23 protein-coding genes and 1 pseudogene are annotated in these 23,349 nt (G+C 71.2%); 17 read left to right on the top strand and 7 right to left on the bottom strand.

Features of this window, described 5'->3' with window-relative positions:
- Window positions 1–87: 87 nt before the first annotated feature.
- The 3 genes and pseudogenes from OIE12_RS18670 to OIE12_RS18680 all read right to left on the bottom strand — a co-directional run bounded on the left by OIE12_RS18670 (window position 88) and on the right by OIE12_RS18680 (window position 2,152).
- The gene (locus OIE12_RS18670; protein ID WP_329142040.1) at window positions 88–288 is read right to left on the bottom strand and encodes a helix-turn-helix domain-containing protein; all 201 of its coding nucleotides are present in this window, start codon (window positions 286–288) and stop codon (window positions 88–90) included.
- Window positions 289–348: 60 nt separating this feature from the next.
- Window positions 349–939, bottom strand: a complete 591-nt coding sequence (locus OIE12_RS18675; protein WP_329136794.1) for a hemerythrin domain-containing protein — start codon at window positions 937–939, stop codon at window positions 349–351.
- 12 nt (window positions 940–951) lie between these two features.
- A pseudogene (locus tag OIE12_RS18680) lies at window positions 952–2,152 on the bottom strand (hypothetical protein).
- 268 nt (window positions 2,153–2,420) lie between these two features.
- Here OIE12_RS18680 and OIE12_RS18685 point away from each other — a divergent pair.
- Window positions 2,421–3,182: a ZIP family metal transporter gene (locus OIE12_RS18685; protein WP_329136796.1), complete on the top strand. Its 762-nt coding sequence runs from the start codon at window positions 2,421–2,423 to the stop codon at window positions 3,180–3,182.
- A gap of 112 nt (window positions 3,183–3,294) precedes the next feature.
- On the opposite strand, the gene OIE12_RS18690 is transcribed toward OIE12_RS18685, so the two are convergent.
- Entirely contained in the window at window positions 3,295–4,047 is a 753-nt protein-coding gene (locus OIE12_RS18690; RefSeq protein WP_329136798.1) for a hypothetical protein, read from the bottom strand.
- A gap of 139 nt (window positions 4,048–4,186) precedes the next feature.
- On the opposite strand from OIE12_RS18690, the gene hemL reads away from it, so the two are divergent.
- The 7 genes from hemL (at window position 4,187) to ccsB (ending at window position 12,201) form a co-directional block, all read left to right on the top strand.
- Window positions 4,187–5,506 carry a glutamate-1-semialdehyde 2,1-aminomutase gene (gene hemL / locus OIE12_RS18695; protein WP_329136800.1) on the top strand — a complete coding sequence of 440 codons (1,320 nt, stop codon included), beginning with the start codon at window positions 4,187–4,189 and terminating at the stop codon, window positions 5,504–5,506.
- On the top strand, window positions 5,503–6,213 hold the full coding sequence (locus OIE12_RS18700; RefSeq protein WP_329136801.1) for a histidine phosphatase family protein: 711 nt from the start codon (window positions 5,503–5,505) through the stop codon (window positions 6,211–6,213). The genes hemL and OIE12_RS18700 overlap by 4 nt, the downstream gene beginning before the upstream one ends.
- A 189-nt stretch (window positions 6,214–6,402) precedes the next feature.
- A complete protein-coding gene (locus OIE12_RS18705) occupies window positions 6,403–7,734 on the top strand; it encodes a hypothetical protein (protein ID WP_329136803.1) in 1,332 nt (443 codons plus the stop codon).
- Window positions 7,735–7,818: 84 nt separating this feature from the next.
- Window positions 7,819–8,460: a TlpA family protein disulfide reductase gene (locus OIE12_RS18710; protein ID WP_329136805.1), complete on the top strand. Its 642-nt coding sequence runs from the start codon at window positions 7,819–7,821 to the stop codon at window positions 8,458–8,460.
- Between the two features lie 34 nt (window positions 8,461–8,494).
- Window positions 8,495–9,226 (top strand): cytochrome c biogenesis CcdA family protein, encoded by a 732-nt coding sequence (locus tag OIE12_RS18715; protein ID WP_329142042.1) that lies wholly within the window; start codon window positions 8,495–8,497, stop codon window positions 9,224–9,226.
- 3 nt (window positions 9,227–9,229) lie between these two features.
- A complete protein-coding gene (gene resB, locus OIE12_RS18720) occupies window positions 9,230–11,113 on the top strand; it encodes a cytochrome c biogenesis protein ResB (RefSeq protein ID WP_329136807.1) in 1,884 nt (627 codons plus the stop codon).
- Window positions 11,113–12,201, top strand: a complete 1,089-nt coding sequence (gene ccsB, locus OIE12_RS18725; protein WP_329136809.1) for a c-type cytochrome biogenesis protein CcsB — start codon at window positions 11,113–11,115, stop codon at window positions 12,199–12,201. The genes resB and ccsB overlap by 1 nt, the downstream gene beginning before the upstream one ends.
- Window positions 12,202–12,299: 98 nt before the next feature.
- On the opposite strand, the gene OIE12_RS18730 is transcribed toward ccsB, so the two are convergent.
- Complete coding sequence (locus OIE12_RS18730; RefSeq protein WP_329136810.1) at window positions 12,300–12,599, bottom strand: PLD nuclease N-terminal domain-containing protein; 300 nt, start codon at window positions 12,597–12,599, stop codon at window positions 12,300–12,302.
- 123 nt (window positions 12,600–12,722) lie between these two features.
- Here OIE12_RS18730 and OIE12_RS18735 point away from each other — a divergent pair, with 123 nt between their 5' ends.
- Both OIE12_RS18735 and mqnP read left to right on the top strand, forming a co-directional pair.
- On the top strand, window positions 12,723–14,180 hold the full coding sequence (locus OIE12_RS18735) for a menaquinone biosynthesis decarboxylase (RefSeq protein ID WP_329136812.1): 1,458 nt from the start codon (window positions 12,723–12,725) through the stop codon (window positions 14,178–14,180).
- Complete coding sequence (gene mqnP / locus OIE12_RS18740) at window positions 14,177–15,082, top strand: menaquinone biosynthesis prenyltransferase MqnP (RefSeq protein ID WP_329136814.1); 906 nt, start codon at window positions 14,177–14,179, stop codon at window positions 15,080–15,082. The genes OIE12_RS18735 and mqnP overlap by 4 nt, the downstream gene beginning before the upstream one ends.
- 30 nt (window positions 15,083–15,112) lie before the next feature.
- Here mqnP and OIE12_RS18745 read toward each other — a convergent pair whose 3' ends face one another.
- On the bottom strand, window positions 15,113–15,748 hold the full coding sequence (locus tag OIE12_RS18745; RefSeq protein WP_329136816.1) for a rhomboid family intramembrane serine protease: 636 nt from the start codon (window positions 15,746–15,748) through the stop codon (window positions 15,113–15,115).
- A 111-nt stretch (window positions 15,749–15,859) separates the two neighbouring features.
- Here OIE12_RS18745 and OIE12_RS18750 point away from each other — a divergent pair, with 111 nt between their 5' ends.
- The 6 genes from OIE12_RS18750 (at window position 15,860) to OIE12_RS18775 (ending at window position 20,050) form a co-directional block, all read left to right on the top strand.
- Window positions 15,860–16,573 carry a UbiX family flavin prenyltransferase gene (locus OIE12_RS18750; protein WP_329136818.1) on the top strand — a complete coding sequence of 238 codons (714 nt, stop codon included), beginning with the start codon at window positions 15,860–15,862 and terminating at the stop codon, window positions 16,571–16,573.
- Between the two features lie 18 nt (window positions 16,574–16,591).
- A complete protein-coding gene (locus OIE12_RS18755) occupies window positions 16,592–17,050 on the top strand; it encodes an Lrp/AsnC family transcriptional regulator (protein WP_329136820.1) in 459 nt (152 codons plus the stop codon).
- Between the two features lie 103 nt (window positions 17,051–17,153).
- Window positions 17,154–18,317, top strand: a complete 1,164-nt coding sequence (gene mqnE / locus OIE12_RS18760; protein ID WP_329136822.1) for an aminofutalosine synthase MqnE — start codon at window positions 17,154–17,156, stop codon at window positions 18,315–18,317.
- Window positions 18,318–18,324: 7 nt separating this feature from the next.
- Window positions 18,325–18,849, top strand: coding sequence for a GNAT family N-acetyltransferase (locus OIE12_RS18765; RefSeq protein ID WP_329136824.1), 525 nt, complete (start codon window positions 18,325–18,327; stop codon window positions 18,847–18,849).
- 150 nt (window positions 18,850–18,999) lie between these two features.
- Entirely contained in the window at window positions 19,000–19,320 is a 321-nt protein-coding gene (locus OIE12_RS18770; RefSeq protein ID WP_329136826.1) for a DUF4229 domain-containing protein, read from the top strand.
- A 58-nt stretch (window positions 19,321–19,378) separates the two neighbouring features.
- Window positions 19,379–20,050 carry a TetR/AcrR family transcriptional regulator gene (locus OIE12_RS18775; protein WP_329136828.1) on the top strand — a complete coding sequence of 224 codons (672 nt, stop codon included), beginning with the start codon at window positions 19,379–19,381 and terminating at the stop codon, window positions 20,048–20,050.
- Here the strand turns inward: OIE12_RS18775 and OIE12_RS18780 are convergent.
- Window positions 20,047–20,988: a MaoC family dehydratase gene (locus tag OIE12_RS18780; RefSeq protein ID WP_443053853.1), complete on the bottom strand. Its 942-nt coding sequence runs from the start codon at window positions 20,986–20,988 to the stop codon at window positions 20,047–20,049. The genes OIE12_RS18775 and OIE12_RS18780 overlap by 4 nt on opposite strands.
- A gap of 368 nt (window positions 20,989–21,356) precedes the next feature.
- On the opposite strand from OIE12_RS18780, the gene OIE12_RS18785 reads away from it, so the two are divergent.
- Entirely contained in the window at window positions 21,357–23,342 is a 1,986-nt protein-coding gene (locus OIE12_RS18785; protein WP_443053854.1) for an AMP-dependent synthetase/ligase, read from the top strand.
- Window positions 23,343–23,349: the final 7 nt, after the last annotated feature.

The following is a 23,349-nucleotide window of genomic DNA, read 5'->3' on the forward strand; positions in this document are numbered from 1 at the left end:
AGGAACGCGCCGACGCCGACGCGCCGGCCGATGGGCAGCACCTTCGGGTCGACGGCGAAGCCGATGGCGCCGACCACGCCGACGGCCTCATGACCGGCGACGACGGGAATCGACGGCGAGGGCACGGACGGTGGTCATGCGCTCGATCACCGCGTGGAACAGCGCCTGCTTGGTCGCGGAGCGCAGGTACGACCCCTGCCGCGACAACCCCGCGGCCCGCGCCACCTCGTGCATGGACGTGTTGCGGTACCCGAAGCGCAGGAACACGTCCTGAGCCGCGGCGAGTATGTCCTCGCGACCGGTGCCCGGCCGGCCGACCGGAGCCCGGCCGGCCGGGAGGAGGTGGAGTCAGCCCTTGCCCATGGCCTTGCGGACGGCGTCCCTGGTGCGGTCCACGAGGGCGGCGACCGGTCCGAGTGCCATGTTCTTCGCCCCGGACTCGACGCCCGGGTGGGGCCGGGTGGGCGCCATGGCCTCGGCGGCCTTGACGGCCTTGGCCATCGCGGCCAGATCGGTGGTGCCGGTGCTGCGGCGGATGTGGGTGAACTCGTAGCGTTCCTCGGCCCGCGCGTGTGCCTGGACGTCCTTGCGCAGCTTGAGCAACTGGGGCATGAACGTCGGGTCGTCGGTGTCCAGCTCGTCGAGGGCGGCCAGCGTCTCCTTGGCCGCCTTCTCCTCGGCGAGACGGTCCTTCACCACCTGCTCGCCGCCGGGAAAGCCCTTCCGGGCGAAGGGATGGACGACCTCCTCCTCGGCGGTCTCGTGCACGGCCAGCAACCGCATCAGGCGGTGGAAGGCGTCGCGGCGTTCCTCGCCCTTGGTGGCCTCGACCTCGTCGAAGAGGTTGCGGATGTCGCCGTGCTGGCGCATCAGCAACGCGACGACGTCGTCGTCCTCGGCCTGGTCGTCCCCCGCGTGCGGGGTGCGCAGATCGGACATCTCGGCTCTCCCCTACTTCTCGCGCTGCGTGGGGTCGGGGTGCTCACCCTCGGACTGGACGCGGTACTCGCGGCCGAACATCTCGTCGTGCCCGGTCATGACCCGGTCGCTCGGCGGCGCCTCGCCGCCGTGGATCTGCTCCTGCATCTTCTCGAACCGCTCGTGCGCCTCACGCACGTAGCCGGCGCCGAGCGTGGTCAGGTCCATCTGGGTGCCGAGCAGCTCGCGCAGGTAGCCCTTGTTCGGCTCGAAGGTGAGCACGTTCGGCAGCTCCGGGGCCAGCACCGAGGCGGGGTCGCGGCCGTCGTGGCGGCGCATGAGGTCGCAGGCGGCGTGCAGGTGCTCCAGCTCCATGTTGAGGTGCAGCTCCCAGATCGCCTTGACCTTGGGGTCGCTCTCCTGCTCCATGAAGGAGTAATAGAGGTAGCACTCGTTGTACTCGTGGTTGACCAGCTGCTCCCACCACGTCTCACCCGGGTCCACGAGGGACTCGTAGTGGGTGACGTGCTCCTCCTCGATCAGCCCGATCTCCTGGTAGAGCTGACGGGCGATCGGCTCCATGTAGGTGGGGCCGGTGTTCAGGTAGAAGTTCATCGTCTGCTGCTCCGCCGACATGATCGTCAGTGCGTGCAGCTTGGAGAGCGGATTGGCCCGGTCCTTGTCGTACGGGTCGCGGACGTTGTCGTACGGGTCCCGGTGGTGGACCCTGGTGGGCCTTCCCGGCATGACCTCGGTCAGGCCGTCGACGATCGACTCCGCCTTGCGGTGCTCGATCATCTCGTACAGGTTCGCGTACCGGTACAGGTGATCGAAGTCCTCCAGCACACCGAACTGGTACGCCTGCGTCAGGTACGGGTCCGGCTCCATCCGCGCCACCCACGCCGTCAGGTCCACCGCGACCTGCTCGTACGCGATCGTCGTCTCCAGCACCGAGGAGACACCCGGCAGCAGCCAGTTCACGACCTTCTGCTGCTGCGCCTCGATGTAGCGCACCCGCGCCAGCTGCCGCTTGATCTCGGGGTCCACAGTGTGGCGGGCGAGCTGGTGGCTGAACATGATCGCCTCGATCTCGATCCCGTTCATCGTGATGATCCGGCACCGGGTGTACGGGTCGCAGTGGTCCGGGATCGATCGGAGCCACGTTCAGCTCACGCCAGCTGCGCACCTGGCGGTCCAGCGGGATACCCCGCTGCTCCAGTGGATTGAACGTCATGGGCGTTGCCTCCTGGGGACGGGACGAGCGGGGGACTCGGGCGCCGGAGTACCCCGTTTCGGGCGACGAGCACGGACCGGCTCCCCAGTCTGTTCACCCTGCGCGCTTTTGAGCCACCGCTCACGCCCGCGGCCCGCTCGGTTCCCCCCGGTGGGTCATCCCGACTGGCGGATGTCGTGCTCCCGAGCGAAGAGCGTTCGCGCCCCGTCCTGACGCCGGCGGACCGCGCGCACTGATCACAGCTCGCTCGTGTGGGTACACGGAGCCAATGCCGGAAGTGATGCAAGCAGGTGGATGGGGATTGCTGGCGGGCTGCGCCCTGCTGCTGGGAGCGGGGTGCGGCTACGCGCTGCGGGTGCCGCAGAAGGTCATCGCCTGGGTGATGGCCTTCGGCGCCGGCGTGCTGCTGTCCGCCGTCTCGTTCGAACTGGTCGGGGAGGCCTACGAAGAGGGCGGTCTCGGCCCGGCGGCCCTCGGAACGCTGGGCGGGGCGGTGGCCTACACGGCCGGCAACGTGTGGCTGGCCCGGCGCGGCGCCCGTCACCGCAAACGTTCGGGTCACCGGAGGGATCAGTCGCAGCCCTCCGAGGAGGGGCAGGGCGGCTCGGGCCTGGCGCTGGCCCTCGGGGCGCTGCTGGACGGTGTGCCCGAGTCGGCGGTGATCGGCGTCAGCCTGCTCGACGGCGGTGCGGTCAGCCTGGTCACGGTGGCGGCGGTGTTCATCAGCAACATCCCCGAGGGACTGTCCAGTTCGGCCGGGATGAAGCGGGCCGGGCGCGGGAAGGGCTATGTCTTCGGCGTCTGGGGGGCGATCGCCGCGGCCAGTGCCGTCTCCGCGGTGCTCGGCTACAGCGTGGTCGGCGGTCTGTCGGTGGCGGTGGTCGCCGCGGTGACGGCCGTGGCCGCGGGCGCGATCCTGGCGATGGTCGCGGACACGATGATCCCCGAGGCGTTCCAGGACACCCCTCTGGCGATCGGCCTGGTCACCGTCAGCGGCTTCCTGGTCTCCTTCGCGCTGTCGCACGCGTGACCGGAGGCGCCGGCGGGCTGTCCTCCATCCTTCCCGCCGGGTGACGCGGGCGGCCGGGGAGAGGAGAGAGGCGGGGCCCGAAGGCCCCGCCCGCTGCCGGTGGAGCCTCGGCTCAGGGCCACACCAGGCAGTACGGCTGATGCCCCGCCTCGTGCAGGCGGTGGCTGAAGTCCTGCCATTCGTGGAGCAGTTGGTAGACGTTGAACGCGTCGCGGGGGCCGCCGCGGTCGGGGACCGTGGACCAGATGAAGGCGGCGGCGCCGACCGCCTCCTCGCCTATGCCGCGCAGCGGGTCGACGACCGTCATGGGGAGCTTCACGACCGCGTAGTCGGGATGCAGGACCACCAGTTCGAGCGGCGGGACCTTGTGCAGCGGGACGCCCTCGATGCCCGTGAGGACCATCGCCGCCATCGTCTCCGGCTTGATCTTGGTGAACATGCCGCCCATGCCGAGCTCGTCCCCGCCGAGCTCCTCGGGGCGCATCGAGATCGGGACACGGGCCGCCGTGGCGCCGTCGGGTGCGCCGAAGTACTTGTACGTCACCCCCACCCGGCCACCATTCCCGCTTCCTGCGCCGAGTCGATCGCCCAGACGGTCGCCGAGTCGATCCGGCCTGTGGTCAGCCCTACGGTTCGCATGGTCCATGCCATCCATACGCGCCAGCCGCTCGATCCGCTCAGGTTCCGCCGGTGAAGCCTCGAGATCCGGTGCCTGAGATGTCTGGGACGTCTGCGGTGGCTGCGGTGTCGCTCGTGTTTGTCGTGGTTCTGTCGTCTCCTCCGCGTCGCGCCGGTGCCTTCCCCGCCGGGCACGCCGAGGACCCAGGTCATCGGTCCCCTCGCCCAGTCCGCCACCGCGATGCATATCTCCACCCGACTGCTTTTCTAGGACTCGTGGTCCCCGCCGCGCAACCCGATCATCGTGTCAGTGACCTCCCCCACGGCCGCTCGCCGAAACGTGCGGTGAAACACCAGTCCGCGGAATCCCCGACGCCTCTGACACCATGGCTCATGTGAGCTATCCGTACGAAGCCCCAGTTTCGCAGACTCTTTTCGAGCGCGCCGAGGCCGTCACGCCGGGCGGCGTGAACTCTCCGGTCCGCGCCTTCGGTGCCGTGGGCGGTACGCCCCGGTTCATGGTGTCCGGCACCGGTCCGTACCTGACCGACGCCGACGGCAGGGAATACGTGGACCTCGTGTGCTCCTGGGGACCCATGATCCTCGGCCACGCCCGTCCCGAGGTGATCGCCGCCGTCCAGGAGGCCGTCGCCCGCGGCACCTCCTTCGGCACGCCCGGCGAGGGCGAGGTCGCGCTCGCCGAGGAGATGGTCGCCCGGGTCGCGCCCCTGGAACAGGTCCGGCTGGTCTCCAGCGGCACCGAGGCCACCATGTCCGCCGTCCGCCTCGCGCGCGGGTTCACCCGGCGCGCGAAGGTGGTGAAGTTCGCCGGGTGCTACCACGGGCACGTCGACGCGCTCCTCGCCGCGGCCGGCTCCGGCGTCGCCACCTTCGCCCTGCCCGACACCCCCGGTGTCACCGGCGCCCAGGCGGGCGACACGATCGTGCTGCCGTACAACGACCTCGACGCCGTCCGTACCGCCTTCGCCGCGCACCCCGGCGAGATCGCCTGCGTGATCACCGAGGCCTCGCCCGGCAACATGGGCGTCGTCCCGCCGCTGCCCGGCTTCAACCAGGGCCTGCGCGACCTGTGCCGCGAGGACGGCGCGCTGTACATCTCCGACGAGGTCATGACGGGCTTCCGCACCAGCCGTGCCGGATGGTACGGCGTCGACGGCGTCGAGCCCGACCTGATGACCTTCGGCAAGGTGATGGGCGGCGGTTTCCCCGCCGCCGCGTTCGGCGGCCGCGCCGACGTCATGGCGCACCTCGCCCCGGCCGGCCCCGTCTACCAGGCCGGCACCCTCTCCGGGAACCCGGTCGCCACCGCCGCCGGCCTCGCCCAGCTGCGGCTCCTCGACGACGCCGCGTACGCCACGGTCGACGCGGTCTCCGCGCGGCTGCGGGCGCTGGTGACTCAGGCGCTCACCAAGGAGGGCGTCGCGCACACCGTGCAGAACGCCTCCAACATGTTCTCCGTGTTCTTCACCGACCGTCCGGTGCGGAACTACGAGGACGCCCGCGCGCAGGAGTCGTACCGCTTCACCGCGTTCTTCCACTCGATGCTCGCCCAGGGCGTCCACCTTCCCCCTTCCTCCTTCGAGTCCTGGTTCGTGTCCACCGCGCACGACGACCGGGCCCTGGAGCGGATCGCCGACGCCCTTCCGGCGGCGGCCCGAGCAGCAGCGGAGGCCACGGCCGCATGAGCACCCCCGGAAACGACAGCAGGAACAACAGCAGGAACGACGAGATCACCGTCGTGCACGTGATGCGGCACGGTGAGGTCGAGAACCCGGAGGGCGTCCTGTACGGGCGGCTCGCCGGGTACCACCTCTCCGAGCTGGGCCGGAAGATGGCCGAGCGGGTCGCCGAGCACCTCGCCACCCGTGACGTCACCCATGTCGTCGCCTCCCCGCTGGAGCGCGCCCAGGAGACGGCGACGCCCATCGCCAAGGCGCACGGTCTCGACCTCGCCACGGACGAGAGGCTGATCGAGGCGGAGAACGTCTTCCAGGGCAAGACCTTCGGCGTCGGCGACGGCGCGCTGCGGCGGCCGGCCAACTGGAAGCACGTCGTCAACCCGTTCAAGCCGTCCTGGGGCGAGCCATACGTGGACCAGGTCGTACGGATGATGGGGGCGCTGCACGCCGCGCGGGACGCGGCGCGGGGGCACGAGGCGGTGTGCGTCAGCCATCAGCTGCCGATCTGGATCCTGCGGTCGTACGTGGAGAAGCGGCGGTTGTGGCACGACCCGCGCAAGCGGCAGTGCACGCTCGCGTCGTTGACGACGTTCACGTTCCAGGGGGACCGGATCGTCTCGGTGGGGTACACCGAGCCGGCTCGCGACCTGGTGCCGGCGCATCTGCTTGCCGGAGGCAAGGGGAAGGGGAACACCAAGGCGTTCGGGGCGTGAGGCGTGTGCGGTGCCTGTGAGAGGCACCGCCCCCGATCTCTCGCTGAGCTGAATGATCGTATTTTCGTAACAACCGGGGCATAACCCTCCCCCGAACGGAACCCCCGACTCGCCCCCGCCCTCTACCTCTGTGTCAGCTGGGAGTCAGCTGAGCGGAAGCTGAGTGCAGCGAGAACAAGGGGCCGCCCCATGCGGAACATCAGCCGGCGAGGAATGATCGGGCTCGGTGCGGGCGCCGCCGCGGCGATGGGACTCGCCGCGTGCGGTGGCAGCAAGGACGACGACGCCGCCACCCACGCCGGCGGTTCCGGCAAGAAGGAGTCCAGCAGCCCCAAGCCCACCGCGCGCCCCATAGGCGACGGCTCCACGTCCGACACCGGGGCCCAGCCGCACCAGCCCGACAAGCCCGTGCCGCTGGAGCCCGGCCAGACCCCGCCGCAGTTCGTGATCTTTTCCTGGGACGGCGCCGGCGAGGTCGGCAACGGCCTCTTCCCGCGCTTCCTCAAGCTCGCCAAGGAGCACGACGCGCACATGACGTTCTTCCTCTCCGGGCTCTATCTGCTCCCGGAGTCGAAGAAGCGCATGTACCACGGGCCCAACAACGCCCCCGGCGCCTCCGACATCGGCTACCTCACCGACGAGCACATCAAGCTCACGCTGAAGTACATACGCCAGGCCTGGCTGGACGGCCACGAGATAGGCACCCACTTCAACGGCCACTTCTGCTCCGGCCACGGCACGGTCGCCAACTGGACGCCCAAGCAGTGGCGCAGCGAGATCGACCAGGCCAAGTCCTTCGTCAAGGAGTGGCGGACCAACACCGGCTGGACCGACCTGCCCTCGCTCCCGTTCGACTACGACAAGGAGCTCGTCGGCGGCCGCACCCCCTGTCTGCTCGGCCAGGACAACCTGCTCCCCACCGCGCGCGAGCTCGGCTGGCGCTACGACGCCTCCTCGCCCGGCGGCCGCCAGCGCTGGCCCGAGCAGCGCAACCGGGTCTGGGACCTGCCCCTCCAGGGCGTGCCGTTCCCGGGCCACAGCTTCGAGGTCCTCTCGATGGACTACAACATGCTGGCCAACCAGTCCGTGAACTCCACCAAGGCCCCGCCCTCGAACTACCCGGGCTGGCGCACGCAGGCCGCGAACGCCTACATCAACGGCTTCAAGCGGGCCTACGAGTCCAACCGGGCGCCCTTCTTCATCGGCAACCACTTCGAGGAGTGGAACGGCGGCATCTACATGGACGCCGTCGAGCAGGCGTTCAAGCACATCGCGCGGGAGAAGGAGAAGGGCGCCGACGTGCGCCTGGTCTCCTTCCGCCAGTTCGTGGACTGGCTGGACGTGCAGCGCCCCGAGATCGTCGAGAAGCTCCAGTCGCTCGACGTCGGCCAGAAGCCGGCCGGCGGCTGGAAGGAGTTCCTCAAGGACGACACCGGGACGAGCACGGACACGGGCGAGGGCACCGGCACGGAGACCGGCAGCGGCACCGGGACCGGCAAGGGTTCCGAGGACGCCGCCTGACCCGCGCACCCTGCCTGAAATGCGGGTTTCGGTCCGCGAGGGGGGTGCGCAAGATCCCCGGAACGGACATGCGAAACTTTTCACATGAGTGCCGCCCGCCGCACCCCCCAGCGTCCGAACCGCACCGTGAGCCGTCGCAGCAGCCGTCGCCGCACCGCCCTGACCGGTGCCGGGGCGGCCGTCGCGGCACTCCTGCTGACCGCCTGTGGTTCCGGCGGCATCTCCGGGGGCTCCGGCAACACCAACTTCGTCGCCGGCAAGGACGGCATAGACACCGCGAAGAAGGGTGACCGGCAGACCGCGCCCGACCTGTCCGGCAAGACCATCGACGGCAAGCAGCTCGACGTCGCCGACTACCGGGGCAAGGTCGTCGTCCTCAACGTCTGGGGCTCCTGGTGCTCGCCCTGCCGGGCCGAGGCCGACAACTTCGCCAAGGTCGCCAAGGAGACCGCGAGCAAGGGCGTGCAGTTCGTCGGCATCAACACCCGGGACACCAGCACCACCCCGGCCGTCGAGTTCGAGAAGGCCCACGGGATCACCTACCCGAGCCTGTACGACCCCACCGGCCGGCTGCTGCTGCGCTTCAAGAAGGGCACGCTCAACCCGCAGGCCATCCCCTCCACGCTGATCCTCGACCGCGACGGCAAGGTCGCCGCGCGCACGCTCCAGCCGCTGAGCGAGGACAAGCTGCACGAGATGCTCGACCCGGTCGTGGCGGAGAACTGACGCCGTGCTCCTCGCCGCAGCCACCGACCCGAACATGACGGTCCGCAACGGAGCCCTGCTCCTCGCGGTGCCGGTCGCCGTGCTCGGCGGCCTCGTCTCCTTCTTCTCCCCGTGCGTCCTGCCGCTCGTCCCCGGCTACCTCTCCTACGTGACCGGCGTCACCGGCACCGACCTGGCCGAGGCCAGACGCGGCCGGATGGCCGGCGGGGCCGCGCTGTTCGTCGCCGGGTTCACCGTGGTGTTCGTCTCCGGCGGGGCGCTCTTCGGCTACTTCGGGCAGACGCTGCAGGAGTACAGCGGCACGCTCTCCAAGGTGCTCGGCGTGCTGATGATCGCGCTCGGCGTCTTCTTCATGGGCCTGATGCCCTGGCTCACCCAGCGCGAGTTCCGCTTCCACCGCCGTCCCGCCGCGGGCCTGGTCGGCGCGCCGCTTCTCGGCGCGCTGTTCGGCATCGGCTGGACGCCGTGCATCGGCCCGACCCTCGCCTCCGTGCTCGCCCTCTCCTCCAACGAGGCGAGCGCGGGCCGCGGGGCCATACTGACCGTCGCCTACTGCCTCGGTCTGGGCGTACCGTTCGTGCTCGCCGCCGTCGCCTTCCGCAAGGCGCTCGGCGCCTTCGGCTGGGTCAAGCGGCACTACGTGTGGGTCATGCGGATCGGCGGCACGATGATGATCGTCACGGGGGTACTGCTGCTCACCGGCGCCTGGGACCACCTGGTGCAGGAGATGCAGACCTGGTCCAACGGCTTCACTGTGGGGATCTGATCGATGAGCAAGTCCACGACCACCGAGACGACCACCGACCCGGCACCCGGGCCGGCGCACGTGGTGGGAGACGACCAGGACCTCGGCGCCGCCGGCTCCCAGCTCTCCACCGCCCCCACCGACACCGTCGTCCCCGGCTCCTTCGGCGGGGTCCGCGGCCCCGGCGCCAAGGGGTGGCTCACCTGGACCCTGCGCGAGATCACCGGCTGGGCCCGCTGGTTCTGGCGGCAGCTGACCTCCATGCGGGTCGCGCTGATCCTGCTCTTCCTGCTCTCCCTCGGCGCGATCCCCGGCTCGCTGATCCCGCAGTCGGGCACCGACGCGCTCAAGGTCGAGGACTTCAAGGCCGCCCACAAGACCCTCGGCCCCGTCTACGACAGGCTGGGACTGTTCCACGTCTACAGCTCGGTGTGGTTCTCCGCGATCTACATCCTGCTGTTCGTCTCGCTCATCGGCTGCATCATCCCGCGCAGTTGGCAGTTCGTCGGCCAGCTCCGCAGCCGGCCGCCGGGCGCGCCCCGCCGGCTGACCCGGCTGCCCGCGTACGCGACCTGGCGCACCGACGCCGACCCCGAGGAGGTCCGCGCCACCGCGCTGGGGGCGCTGCGGCAGCGCCGCTTCCGCGCGCACGTCGCCGGGGACGCGGTCGCCGCCGAGAAGGGGTACGTGCGCGAGCTGGGCAACCTGATCTTCCACATCGCGCTGATCGTGCTGCTGGTTTCCTTCGCCTGGGGCCAGCTGTACAAGTCGGACGGCGAGAAGCTGGTCATCGAGGGCGACGGCTTCGCCAACACGCCCACCCAGTACGACGACATCAAGTCCGGCAGCCTCTTCACCGCCGACGACCTGGTGCCGTTCAGCTTCGACCTGAAGAGCTTCACCGGCACCTACGAGCGCACCGGCCCCAACAAGGGCACCCCGCGCACCTACGAGGCGGCGATCACCTACCGCCAGGGTGCGGGCGGCGAGCAGAAGAAGACGACCGTCAAGGTCAACCACCCGCTGCACATCGGCGACTCCAAGGTCTACCTGGTCAGCCACGGCTACGCCCCGGTCGTCACCGTGCGCGACGCCAAGGGCAAGGTCGTCTTCCACCAGGCCGTGCCGCTGCTGCCGATCGACTCCAACGTCACCTCGCAGGGCGCCATCAAGGTGCTCGACGGCTACACCAACGCCCAGGGGAAGAAGGAGCAGCTCGGCTTCGCCGCGTTCTTCGTGCCGACGTTCGCGGGTGAGGGCAAGGGCACGATGTTCTCCCAGTTCCCGGCGCTGGACTACCCGGTACTCGCGCTGTCGGCGTACCACGGCAGTCTCGGCGCCGACTCCGGCATCCCGCAGAACGTGTACCAGCTGGACACCTCGCACGCGAAGCAGTTCAAGGACGCCAAGGGCGACATCCTCAAGTCCCGGCTGCTGCCGGGGGAGACCATGAAGCTGCCGGGCGGCAACGGCTCGATCACCTTCGAGAAGGACGTCAAGGAGTGGGCCGGCTTCCAGATCGTCCAGGAGCCGGGCAGCATCTGGGCGCTGACCGGAGCCGTCGCCGCGATCCTGGGGCTGGCCGCCTCGCTGTTCATCTCGCGCCGCCGGGTGTGGGTGCGGGCCGTGCGGGGCGCCGACGGCGTCACGGTCGTCGAGATGGCGGGCCTGGGCCGCAGTGAGTCCGCGAAGCTCCCGCAGGAACTGGGCGACCTGGCCGCCCGCGTCCACGAACGGGCCCCGACGCGGACGGAGACGTCCGACGACGCGGCCGGCCGCGCCCCCGACCGGGAGCCGGACAGCACCGAGCCCGCCACCGAGCCCGTCACCGAGTCCACCGCCGAACCGGCCGCCGAGCCGGCCCCCGAACCCCCCGTTTCCGCCGCCGAAGGGGCAGAGAAGCAGTGATGAGCCTCGCCGCCGCCACCAACGAACACCTCGCGAGCGTGAGCAACACGCTCATCTACTCCTCGATGGCCGTCTACACCCTGGCCTTCTTCGCCTACATCGCCGAATGGCTGTTCGGCAGCCGCAGCAAGGTGGCCCGCACGGCCAGCGCGCTGACCGCCGACGGGGCCGGGGCGAAGCGGGCGCAGGCCCCCGCGGTCACCGTCAAGACGGCCGGGGGCACCGCCGTCCTGGACCGCCCGGAGGTCGTCGTCCGCGCCGCGGCCGGCTCCCGTGACGTGCCGGACGGACCGGGCGCCCACGGCGGGGACGAGCAGGGCGACATGTACGGCAGGATCGCCGTCTCGCTCACCGTGCTCTCGTTCCTCATCGAGTTCGCCGGCGTCCTCACGCGCGCGCTCTCGGTGCGACGGGCGCCGTGGGGCAACATGTACGAGTTCAACATCACGTTCTCCACGGTCGCGGTGGGCGTCTTCCTCGTCCTGCTCGCGCTGCGCAAGAACGTCCGCTGGCTCGGCCTGCCGCTGATCACGACGGTGTTGCTGGACCTGGGTCTCGCGGTCACCGTGCTCTACACGGCGAGCGACCAGCTCGTGCCCGCGCTGCACTCGTACTGGCTCTACATCCACGTCTCCACCGCGATCTTCTGCGGCGCGGTGTTCTACGTCGGGGCCGTCGGCACGATCCTGTACCTGTTCAAGGACTCCTACGAGAACAAGCTGGCGACCGGCGGCAAGCCGGGCCGCTTCGCCACGTCCGTCCTGGAACGCCTCCCGGCCTCGTCCTCCCTGGACAAGTTCGCGTACCGGATCAACGCGGCGGTCTTCCCCCTGTGGACGTTCACGATCATCGCGGGCGCGATCTGGGCGGGCGACGCGTGGGGCCGCTACTGGAACTGGGACCCCAAGGAGACCTGGTCCTTCATCACCTGGGTCGCCTACGCCTGCTACCTCCACGCCCGCGCCACCGCCGGCTGGAAGGGCCGCAAGGCCGCCTACATCGCCCTCATCGCCTTCGCCTGCTGGCTCTTCAACTACTACGGAGTCAACATCTTCGTCTCGGGCAAGCACTCGTACGCGGGCGTGTAACCCCCGCCCCCGAGCTCTGAAGCGCTTTCCGGGGTCGAAGGGGCGGGGAGCCCTGGGGCCGGGAAGGGTAAGGGCGGCGGGGGCGAGGACCCCCCCGCTCAGCCCTCCGCGTCCCGCCGCTTCCCGTCCTCCCCCAGCGACTTCAGGAACTCGGGATTGTCGTCGGGCGCCACCCAGCGCCCCGCACCGGCGCCGGCACCGGCAGCGCCGAACCCGCGCTTCTTCCCCGCGATCAACCACGCCACCGGCCCCACCAGCACCTCCCCGAACAGCAGGATCACGATCACCCACACCACCTTCGGCAACCCCCGCACCTCCTCCTCCGGGGTGTTCAGGCAGTCCACGAAGGCGAAGATCCACAAGGCCAGCACCAGCAGGAAGGGCAGATACCTGAGCATGGTCGCGCGTTCCCCCAGGAACCGTAGGACGGTGACGGTGGCGGAACCGGATCGGCCCCGATGAGGGGACCAGGTCGGCCCCGGTGACGGGCCCAGGTTAGCCCGTGACGGATACTGGTTCGCATGGCTTACGACGATCTTCGCTCCCTGCTCCGGGCGCTGGAACGCGAGGGCGACCTCAAGCGCATCAAGGCCGAGGTCGACCCGTACCTGGAGGTCGGGGAGATCGTCGACCGCGTACAGAAGTCCGGCGGCCCCGCCCTCCTCTTCGAGAACGTCAAGGGCAGCGCGATGCCCCTGGCGATGAACGTCTTCGGCACCGACCGCCGCCTCCTCAAGGCCCTCGGCCTGAAGTCGTACAACGACATCTCGGACAAGATCGGCGGCCTGCTCAGGCCGGAGCTGCCGCACGGTTTCGTCGGCGTCCGCGAGGCCTTCGGCAAGCTCGGCGCGATGGCGCACGTCCCGCCGCGGAAGGTCAAGTCCGACAGCGCCCCCGTCCAGGAGGTCGTCCTGCGCGGCGACGACGTCGACCTGAACGCGCTGCCCGCGCTGTTCACCTGGCCCCAGGACGGCGGCTCCTTCTTCAACCTGGGGCTCACCCACACCAAGGACCCCGAGTCCGGCATCCGGAACCTGGGCCTCTACCGCCTCCAGCGCCACGACGAGCGCACCATCGGCATGCACTGGCAGATCCACAAGGACAGCCGCAACCACTACCAGGTCGCCGCCCGCCGCGGCGAACGGCTGCCCGTCGCGATCGCCTTCGGCTGCCCGCCCGCCGTGACCTACGCGGCCACCGCCCCGCTCCCCGGCGACATCGACGAGTACCTGTTCGCCGGGTTCGTGCAGGGCAAGCGGATCGAGATGGTCGACTGCAAGACCGTCCCGCTCCAGGTCCCCGCGCAGGCGGAGGTGGTCCTGGAGGGCTGGCTGGAGCCCGGCGAGATGCTCCCCGAGGGCCCCTTCGGCGACCACACCGGCTTCTACACCCCGCAGGAGCAGTTCCCCGCGCTCACCATCGACTGCGTGACGATGCGCAGGCGCCCGCTGCTCCAGTCGATCGTCGTGGGGCGGCCCCCGACGGAGGACGGCCCGCTCGGCCGGGCCACGGAGCGGTTCTTCCTCCCGCTCCTCAAGATCATCGTGCCGGACATCGTGGACTACCACCTCCCCGAGGCCGGCGGCTTCCACAACTGCGCGATCGTCTCGATCGACAAGAAGTACCCCAAACACGCCCAGAAGGTCATGCACGCCGTGTGGGGCGCCCACATGATGTCGCTGACCAAGCTGATCGTGGTCGTCGACGCCGACTGCGACGTCCACGACCTGCACGAGGTCGCCTGGCGCGCCCTCGGCAACACCGACTACGCCCGCGACCTCAGCGTCGTCGAAGGCCCCGTCGACCATCTCGACCATGCCTCCTACCAGCAGTTCTGGGGCGGCAAGGCGGGCATCGACGCCACGCGCAAGTGGCCCGAGGAGGGGTACACGCGCGACGGGGGCTGGCCCGAGATGGTCCTGTCGGACCCCGAGACGGCGGCGAAGGTCGACCGCCGGTGGAAGGAGTACGGACTGTGACCAGCGCCTCCGCGGCCCTGCCCCAGCAGCCGGGGCGCACCAGGGCGTTCCTGCGCCTGGTGATGATCGAACACTCCGTGTTCGCGCTGCCCTTCGCCTACATCGCCTCCCTCACCGCGATGTACGAGTGGGACGAGAACATCCACTGGGGCCGGCTGCTGCTCGTCACCGTCGCCATGGTGGGGCTGCGCACGTTCGCCATGGCCGCGAACCGGATCATCGACCGCGAGATCGACGCCCGCAATCCGCGCACCGCCCACCGTGAGCTCGTCACCGGCGCGATGTCGGTGAAGCACGCCTGGACCGGCGCGCTCGTCGCCCTCGTCGTCTTCCTCGGCGCCGCCGCCCTGCTCAACCCCCTGTGCCTGGCGCTCGCCCCCGTCGCCGTCGTCCCGATGGTGGTCTATCCCTACGGCAAGCGGTTCACCAACTTCCCGCAGGCCATCCTGGGGCTCGCCCAGGCGATGGGCCCGATCGGCGGCTGGCTGGCGATCAGCGGCTCCTGGTCCTGGGACGCGGTGATCCTCGGCCTGGCCGTCGGCATCTGGATCGGCGGCTTCGACCTGATCTACGCCTGCCAGGACGTGGAGACCGACCGCGAGGTCGGCGTGCGGTCCGTGCCCGCCCGCTTCGGCATCCCCGCCGCGATCTGGGGCGCCCGGGCCTGTCACACCGTCACCACCGCCCTCTTCGTCTGGTTCGCCCTCGCCACCGACGCCGGCGCCTTCTTCTGGCTCGGCCTGGTGATCGTCGCCGGCGCGTTCCTCTACGAACACACCCTTGTCCGCCCCCACGACCTGACCCGCCTGAACCGCGCGTTCTTCAGCGTCAACGGTTTCATCGGGATCGCGCTGTTCGTGTGCGCGCTGCTCGACCTGCTGGTGCGCGGGCTGACGGTCTGACCGGGCGGCGCGGGCCGGGAACCGCCGCCCCTACGCCGTCGGAGCCCCTCGTGCCCCCGCCGGTCCGCGCCGGAACAGGAACGCCGCCGCCACGCCCGATATGAGGCCGATCAGATGGCCCTGCCAGCTGATGCCCGTCTGGGTGGGGGCCAGGCCGGTCAGGATCGAGCCGCCCCAGACCGCCGCCACCAGCAGGCCGGCCACCACACCCAGGGGGCGGCGTTCCGTGAAGCCGCTGACCAGGAGGAAGCCGAAGAGGCCGAAGATCAGCCCGGAGGCGCCCGCGGTGTTGGTGCCCGCCGGGGCCACCAGCCAGACGCCCAGACCGTCGGCGACGACGATCAGCGCGCAGACCAGCGCGAACCGTCGTATCCCGCTCAGTGCCGCCAGGAAACCGAGCACCAGCAGCGGCACGCTGTTCGCGGCCACGTGCCCGAACCCGAAGTGGATGAAGGACGCCGGCACGACGTCGACCAGTTCGGACACGCGGCGCGGCTCGATGCCGAGGCCGTCCAGCGCGTGGCCGCTCGCCACGTCGACGAGCTCCAGGAGCCACAGCAGCGCGACCCAGCCGGCCATCAGTTTGGCCGCGGCCCCCGCCCGCTCGCCCCGCGACCACGCGGGCAGCGCGCCGCCGTCCCTACCCCTGCCTTCCGTACCCCACATGGCTCCCCCCACCAGTGATCCGCCGGGTGAGTCGTCCGACTCCTCCCGTCCGGTCAACGGTCGGACCCCTCGTCCGGTTCCCGCCACCCGGCGCCGGATAGGCTCGGTGTCGTGAACCCGGCCAACACAGGCAGGACGGCGCGTACACCTTGGATCGTAGGGGTGTCGGGCGCCTCCGGTACCCCGTATGCCGCAGCCGTGCTGCGCGCGCTGCTCGCCGCGGGCGAGAGCGTGGACCTCGTGGTGTCCCGCGCCTCGCGGCTCACCCTGCTCGACGAGACCGGCATCGGCTTCCGGGACGCGCACTGGCGGGAGGATCTGCGGGCCTGGCTGGCCCGGGGGGCCGACGGCAAGCCGGAGACGTTCGCGGCCGAGGCCGCCGATCTGAGCGCCGTCCGGCACTGGGCGGCGGGTGATCTGGCGGCGGGGCCGTCCTCGGGGTCGTACCCCGTCAAGGGCATGCTGATCGTGCCCGCGTCGACGGCGTGCGTGGCCGGGGTCGCGCTCGGGCTCTCCAAGGACCTGCTCCAGCGCGCGGCGAGCGTCACGCTCAAGGAGGGGCGCCGCCTGGTCGTCGCCGTCCGCGAGACCCCGCTGAACGGCCAGACCCTGCGGCACCTGGTCGCCCTGGACGACGCCGGGGCGACGGTCCTGCCCGCCTCGCCCGCCTTCTACGCCGGGGCGACGCACATCCAGGACCTGGTGGACTTCGTCGCCGGTCGGGCCCTGGACGCGGCGGGCGTCCCGCACACCCTCTACCGCCGCTGGGAGGGCGACCTCGGCGGCGGCCGTACGACGACGCAACACCCCCACAACCACAACTAGCGGAAGGCCAGCGATCGCATGGACGCGGTGGACAGGCAGCTCATCCAGGCCCTGCGGGAGAACGGCCGGGCCTCCTACGCGGAGCTGGGCCGCCTCGTCGGTCTGTCGGGACCCAGTGTCACCGACCGCATCAACCGCCTGGAGGCGGCCGGCGTGATCACCGGTTATCGCGCCACCGTGGACTCCGCCTCGCTCGGGCTCGGCGTCACCGCCCTGATCGGCATCTCGCTCTCCGACGCCGTCGACCACGAGGACGTGGCGACGCGGCTGAAGGACCTGCACGAGATCGAGGACTGCTGGTTCATCGCGGGCGACGACTCCTTCATGATCAAGGTGCGGGCCTCCGACGTGGACGGCCTGGAGAAGACCATCAGGAGGCTGTCCGGCACCAAGGGCGTCTCCCGGACCCGTACCACGATCGTGCTCTCCACGAAGTGGGAGAACAGGGTGGGCGAGCTGCCCGAAGAGGTGCTCTGAGGTCCGCGGCGGGCCCCGCCGACGCGGGGCCGGGTCCGCGGCGGGGGAGCGTGCGCGCGGGCGTACGGTTGTCTGAGTCTGCACGGAGAGAATGAGGTATCGCATGGACGCCGGGCTCAAGCGCGAGCTGGAGGACAAGGTCAGGTCCGGTGAGCGGCTGACCCGCGAGGACGGCATCGCGCTGTACGAGTCGGACGACCTGGCCTGGCTCGGCGGGCTCGCCCACGAGGTGCGGACGCGGAAGAACGGCGACGTCGTCCACTTCAACGTCAACCGCCACCTCAACATGACCAACGTGTGCACGGCGTCCTGCGCCTACTGCTCCTTCCAGCGCAAGCCGGGCGAGAAGGACGCGTACACGATGCGCATCGAGGAGGCGGTCAAGCTCGCCAAGGCGATGGAGGGCGAGAACCTCACCGAGCTGCACATCGTCAACGGCCTGCACCCCAACCTGCCGTGGCGCTACTACCCGCGCTCGCTGCGGGAGCTGAAGGCCGCCCTGCCGGACGTGTCCCTGAAGGCGTTCACGGCCACGGAGATCCACCACTTCGAGACGATCTCCGGGATGTCCGCCTCCGACATCCTGGACGAGCTGATCGACGCGGGCCTGGAGTCCCTGACCGGCGGCGGCGCGGAGATCTTCGACTGGGAGGTGCGGCAGCACATCGTCGACCACCGCACCCACTGGGAGGACTGGTCGCGCATCCACCGCCTGGCGCACGAGAAGGGCCTCAAGACCCCGTGCACCATGCTGTACGGGCACATCGAGGAGCCCCGCCACCGCGTCGACCACGTGCTGCGGCTGCGCGAACTCCAGGACGAGACCGGCGGCTTCCAGGTCTTCATCCCGCTGCGCTACCAGCACGACTTCGTCGACATGAAGGACGGCAAGATCCGCAACCGCCTCCAGGCGCGCACCCAGATGGCGACGGGCGCGGAGGCCCTGAAGACGTTCGCGGTCTCCCGCCTCCTCTTCGACAACGTCCCGCACGTCAAGGTCTTCTGGGTGATGCACGGCGTGCAGACCGCGCAGCTCGCCCTCCAGCACGGCGCGGACGACATGGACGGCTCGGTCGTCGAGTACAAGATCACGCACGACGCCGACAACTACGGCACGCCGAACAAGCTCACCCGCGAGGACCTGCTCGACCTGATCCGCGACGCCGGCTTCCGCCCCGTGGAGCGCAACACGCGCTACGAGATCATCCGCGAGTACGACGGCGCCGACCCGGCCCGCCGCGACGAGCCCCAGCCGATGCGGGTGTGAGGCGGCCGTGTCCCTGACCTTCGCACTCGACCCGGCCGTCACGCCCGAACTGCGCAACGGCCTGCTCACCCTGTGGACGGACGTGTCCAACGCGGGCGGCTCGGTGGGCTTCGTGCCGCCGGTGGAGCCGGAGGACATACGCCCGGCGCTGGTGCGCCACTTCGTCGCCATGGCCGAGGGCCACACCCGGCTCCTCGTCGGCCGCGACGAGACGGGCGAGATCGTCGCGGCGGCCTTCGTGGCGGCCAACACCCACCGGCTGATGCGGCACTGGGTGTGGCTCTACACGGTGATGGTCCACCCCGGCCGGCAGGGCCGCGGCCACGGGCGCGAGCTGCTCGCCGCCGCCGAGGAGGCCGTCCGCGGCATGCCCGGCATCGACGCGATACGGCTCACCTGCCGGGGCGGCAACGGCCTCGAACGGTTCTACGAGTCCTGCGGCTACAAGGAAGTCGGCCGGGTGCCCGGCGCGATCCGGGTGGCCCCGGGGGACGACCGCGACGACATCACGATGCTGCTCCCGCTCGGCTGACCGGGAGCGCGGCCCGCCAGGGCCCCCTGCAAGATCGGGGGGGTGCGCGTGCTTCACTGGAGGGTGGGGACGACGCCTTTGGCGGCGTTCGCGCCGGATTGTTCGCGCCGGAACGTCCGGGACCTGTTCGGGACGGAAGAGTGGATTGAGATGCTCCGCTACACGCTGATGCGCCTTGGGATCTTCGCGGGCTGCCTCGTGGTCGTCTGGGGCCTCGTCTACTCGGGCATCGTCCCGCGCGGACTCGGCGACTCCAACGGCATGTGGATCGTGCTGCTCGCCCTGGTGATCTCCGCGCCGATCAGCTTCGTGGTGCTGCGGGGCGAGCGGGACCGGGCCTCGGCGAACGTCGTGCGCCGGGTGGACCGGATGAAGGCCAACCTGGACGCCAACCGCAGCCAGGAGGACGACGCGGACGAGGCGGTACGGTCCCGGACCCAGACCGGCCGGGCCCAGGAGCAGGCCTCCTGAACCCTTGCCCGGGTCCGCGCCCGGGCACGTGTGCGGGTTCTGCAACTACCCTGTGGCCATGGGCGAAGCGAAGAGCAGGCGGATGCCGCGGGCCGTGCGCGAACGGCAGATGCTCGACGCGGCCGTCCGCACCTTCGGCCGACGCGGCTACCGCAGCGCCTCGATGGACGAGATCGCCGAACTCGCCGGTGTCTCCAAGCCGCTGGTCTATCTGTACCTGAACTCCAAGGAAGATCTCTTCACCGCCTGCATCCGCCGGGAGGCGGCGGCGCTCACCGCCGCCGTGCGTGCCGGGGTGGACCCGTCGCTCCCCGCCGACCGGCAGCTCTGGGAGGGGCTGCTGGCGTTCTTCACGCACACCGCGGAGAACCCGGACGGCTGGGCCGTGCTGCACCTCCAGGCCCGTACGACGGGTGAGCCGTTCGCGGCGGAGGTGGGCGCGATGCGTGCGGAGATCGTTGCCTTCGTCACCCAGCTCGTCGCGGACGCCTCCCGGGCCGGCCGCCGCGACCGGGAGCTGCCCCGGCAGGAGGCCGCCGCGCTCGCCGAGGCCCTGGTCGGCGCCGCCGAGTCGCTCGCGGCCTGGGCCAACACCACCCCCGGCATCCCGGCCCGGCAGGCCGCCGGCACGCTGATGAACTTCGCCTGGGCGGGGCTCGGCGGGCTGATGGAGGGGCGCCCGTGGATCCCGCCGGAGCGAACGCAGGTGCCGGTGGCGGCGGGCGGTTAGCCGTTCCGCCCCGGGGTCGGTTCCACCGTTCCCGTCACGTGCAGGCGTTCGCCGGTGCGGAGTTGGAAGCGGCCCCTGCCGTCGGTCGCGTGGACGACGGTGTCCGGGAGCAGCACCGGCGCCCTGAACTCCGCCCGCACGCGCACGGACTCGCCGACGGGCTGTTCGGCCAGACAGCGGGCCGCCGTCCACATGCCGTGCGCGAGGGGGCGTGGGAAGCCGAACAGGCGGGCGGTGAGCGGGTGCAGATGGATCGGGTTGCGGTCGCCCGAGACCGCCGCGTACCGCCGTCCGACGTCCGCGCCGAGCCGCCACTCGGCGGTGGCGGGGAGCAGGGCCGGGGGAGCGGGGCGCGCGGGGGTCTCCGCGCCGGCGGGCGTGCGGTGGCGGGCCAGATACGTGCTGCGCGACTCCCAGACGGGGCGGCCGTCGGCCCGCGCCTCGGTCACCACGGTGGCCTCCGTGCCGCGCCGGTGCGGCGTCAGGCCCTCGACGCGCACGGCCAGTTCGTACGCCGTGTCGGTACCGAGGCGGCGCCGCTGGACGATCTCCAGCGAGGTGTGCACGAGGCCGAGCAGCGGCAGCGGGAAGCGACGGCCGCTCAGAAGCCGCATGGCCAGGGGGAAGGCGAGCACGTGCGGGTACGTCACCGGCAGCGCGTCGGCGCCGGTGGCGAACCCGCAGATCCGCTCGTACGCGGCGAGCCGGGCGAGGTCGATCCGCACCCCGGGCACCACGAGCCGGTCCCGGGGCGGCACGGCGTCCGGCCGGGACCGCTTGAACGGCGAGAGCAGCGCCCCGCGGACGTAGGAGGGGAGGAGAGCGGGGACGGAGGAGAGGGGGACGGTCGTGGGTGCCGGCTCGGTGGGTCCGGTGGGTGCAGTGGGGCTTGTGGCGGGTGCGGAGTTGGTGGGGTCTGTGTGGCCGGTGGTCTGCACGGGATCTCCGGGAGCGGTGAGACGGGCCGAGGGGGGGTTGCGGGGGTGCGGCGGGCTTGCGCTGCTTACTCCGGAGTCAGGTTACCGGCGGTAAAGTCGATGCGAAACGGCGCGGGGTGGGGAAGGGGGGCGCGTGGACCACGGCGCACCCCCGTAGGGCAACGCACACACCCCCGGCGCCGTACGCCCCCCGAAACGCCACAAGGTCCACACCGCGGCGCAATACGATCGCCGTCGCGACACCGGTAACGCCCGGTGACGCCTCTGTGTCCGGCCGCGGCACCTCCCGCGGGTGAACGCACCGGCCCCCGCGGTCCGTACCCGCACACGCAAGAGGTGTTTCGTCGCCGAACGCCCAGGAGCCGCCCGTGTCCACCCCGCATCCCGCCCCACCCGTGTCCGCCGCCCACTCCGGCCCGTACGCCGGCGCGTACGCCGTCCCGCCCGCGCCGGGCCGCGACCGCACGCGGCCCGGCGCCCCCGTACTGGTGGAGCCGGAGCTCAAGCGGCTGGACGGTGTCGTCCGGGAGGCGGCGGTGCCGCCGCTGGCCGCCCCGGTCACACACGGCTCGCTGGCCGACATCCCGTTCGACAACGCCTTTGCGGCCCCGGAGGAAACCGTTCTGCGCCGCCGTGTCGACGCCTCCGGCGGCTGGACGGACGTGCCCGCGGCACGGTTCGCCGCCGAGGTGCTGGCGCTGGCGAAGGGGCTGATCGCCGAGGGGCTCACCCCCGGCGACCGGATCGCCGTCATGGCACGCACGACGTACGAGTGGACCCTGCTGGACTTCGCCGCCTGGGCGGCCGGCCTGGTCACCGTCCCGGTCTACCCCACCTCCTCGCCCTTCCAGGCGCGCTGGATCCTCCAGGACTCCGGCGCGGTGGCCCTGGCCACCGAGACCACCGCGATGGCCGCCGCCCTCGGCCCCGAGCGCGACCGGCTCCCCGACCTGCACCACCTCTGGGTCTTCGACAAGGGCCACGTGGACCGGCTCGCCGAACTGGGCCGTGCCGTGCCCGACCAGGAGGTCGCCGTCCGGCGCGGCGTCCTCGGCCCGGACTCGCTGGCCACCCTCGTCTACACCTCCGGCACCACCGGCCGGCCCAGGGGCTGCGCCCTGACCCACGGCAACTTCCTCGCGGAGGTCGACAACGCGGTGGAGCTGCTCCACCCGGTCTTCCGGGCGCAGCACAGCGAGGAGCCGTCGGTGCTGCTGTTCCTGCCGCTGTCGCACATCTTCGGCCGGATGGTCGCCGTTGCCTGTCTGCGCGCCCGCGTCACCCTCGGGCACGCGCCCAGCCTGCGCACCGAGGATCTGCTGGCGGACCTGGCGGGGTTCCGGCCGACGTGTCTGCTGGCCATCCCGTACATGCTGGAGAAGGTGTTCCACTCGGCCCGCGCGAAGGCCGAGTCGGGCGGCCGGGCCACCTCGTTCGACCGGGCCGCCTCGGTGGCCGAACGGTACGGGGAGGCCATGGAGGCCCGGCAGCACGGCACCGGGGGCGGCCCCGGCCGGGCGCTGCGGGCGGCCCGCGCGCTCTACGACCCCCTGGTCTACCGCCGCATCCGCACCGCGATGGGCGGCAGGGTCCGGTACATCATCTGCGGCGGCTCGCCGCTGGGCCGCCGGCTCGCCGCGTTCTACGCCGGCGCCGGCATCCAGATCTTCGAGGGGTACGGCCTGACGGAGACGACCGGTGCGGCCACGGTGACGCCCCCGCTGCGGCCCCGGCTCGGCACGGTGGGCCGGCCGCTGCCGGGCACGCGGGTGCGGATCGCGGCCGACGGCGAGATCCTGCTCGCCGGGGGCCATGTGTTCCGCGGCTACTGGGACCCGCACGCGGGCGGTGTCGTGCCGGGCACCGTCGAGGGCTGGCTGCCGACCGGGGACCTGGGCGCCCTCGACGACGAGGGCCATCTGACGATCACCGGCCGCAAGAAGGAGATCCTGATCACCGCGGGCGGCAAGAACGTCGCCCCGGCACCGCTGGAGAACTGGCTCCGCTCGCATCCGCTGATCTCCCAGTGCATGCTGCTCGGCGACCGCCGCCCGTTCGTCGCCGCGCTGATCACCCTGGACCCGGACGGCATCACCCACTGGCGCCGCATGAACGGCAAACACGGGGTCCCCCCGGAACTCCTGCTGGACGACCCCGACCTGCACGCGGTCCTCCAGCGCGCCGTCGACGAGGCCAACCGCCTGGTCTCCCGCCCCGAGTCCATCCGCCGCTTCCGCGTCCTGCCCGGCGACTTCACGGAGTCGGCGGGCCATCTGACCCCGTCGATGAAACTCCGCCGCACGGAGATCTCCCGGGACTTCGCGGCGGAGATCGAGGAGCTGTACGCGGTGTAGGGGGCGC

It is taken from the genome of Streptomyces sp. NBC_00670 (genome assembly GCF_036226765.1).
GTDB lineage: Bacteria > Actinomycetota > Actinomycetes > Streptomycetales > Streptomycetaceae > Streptomyces.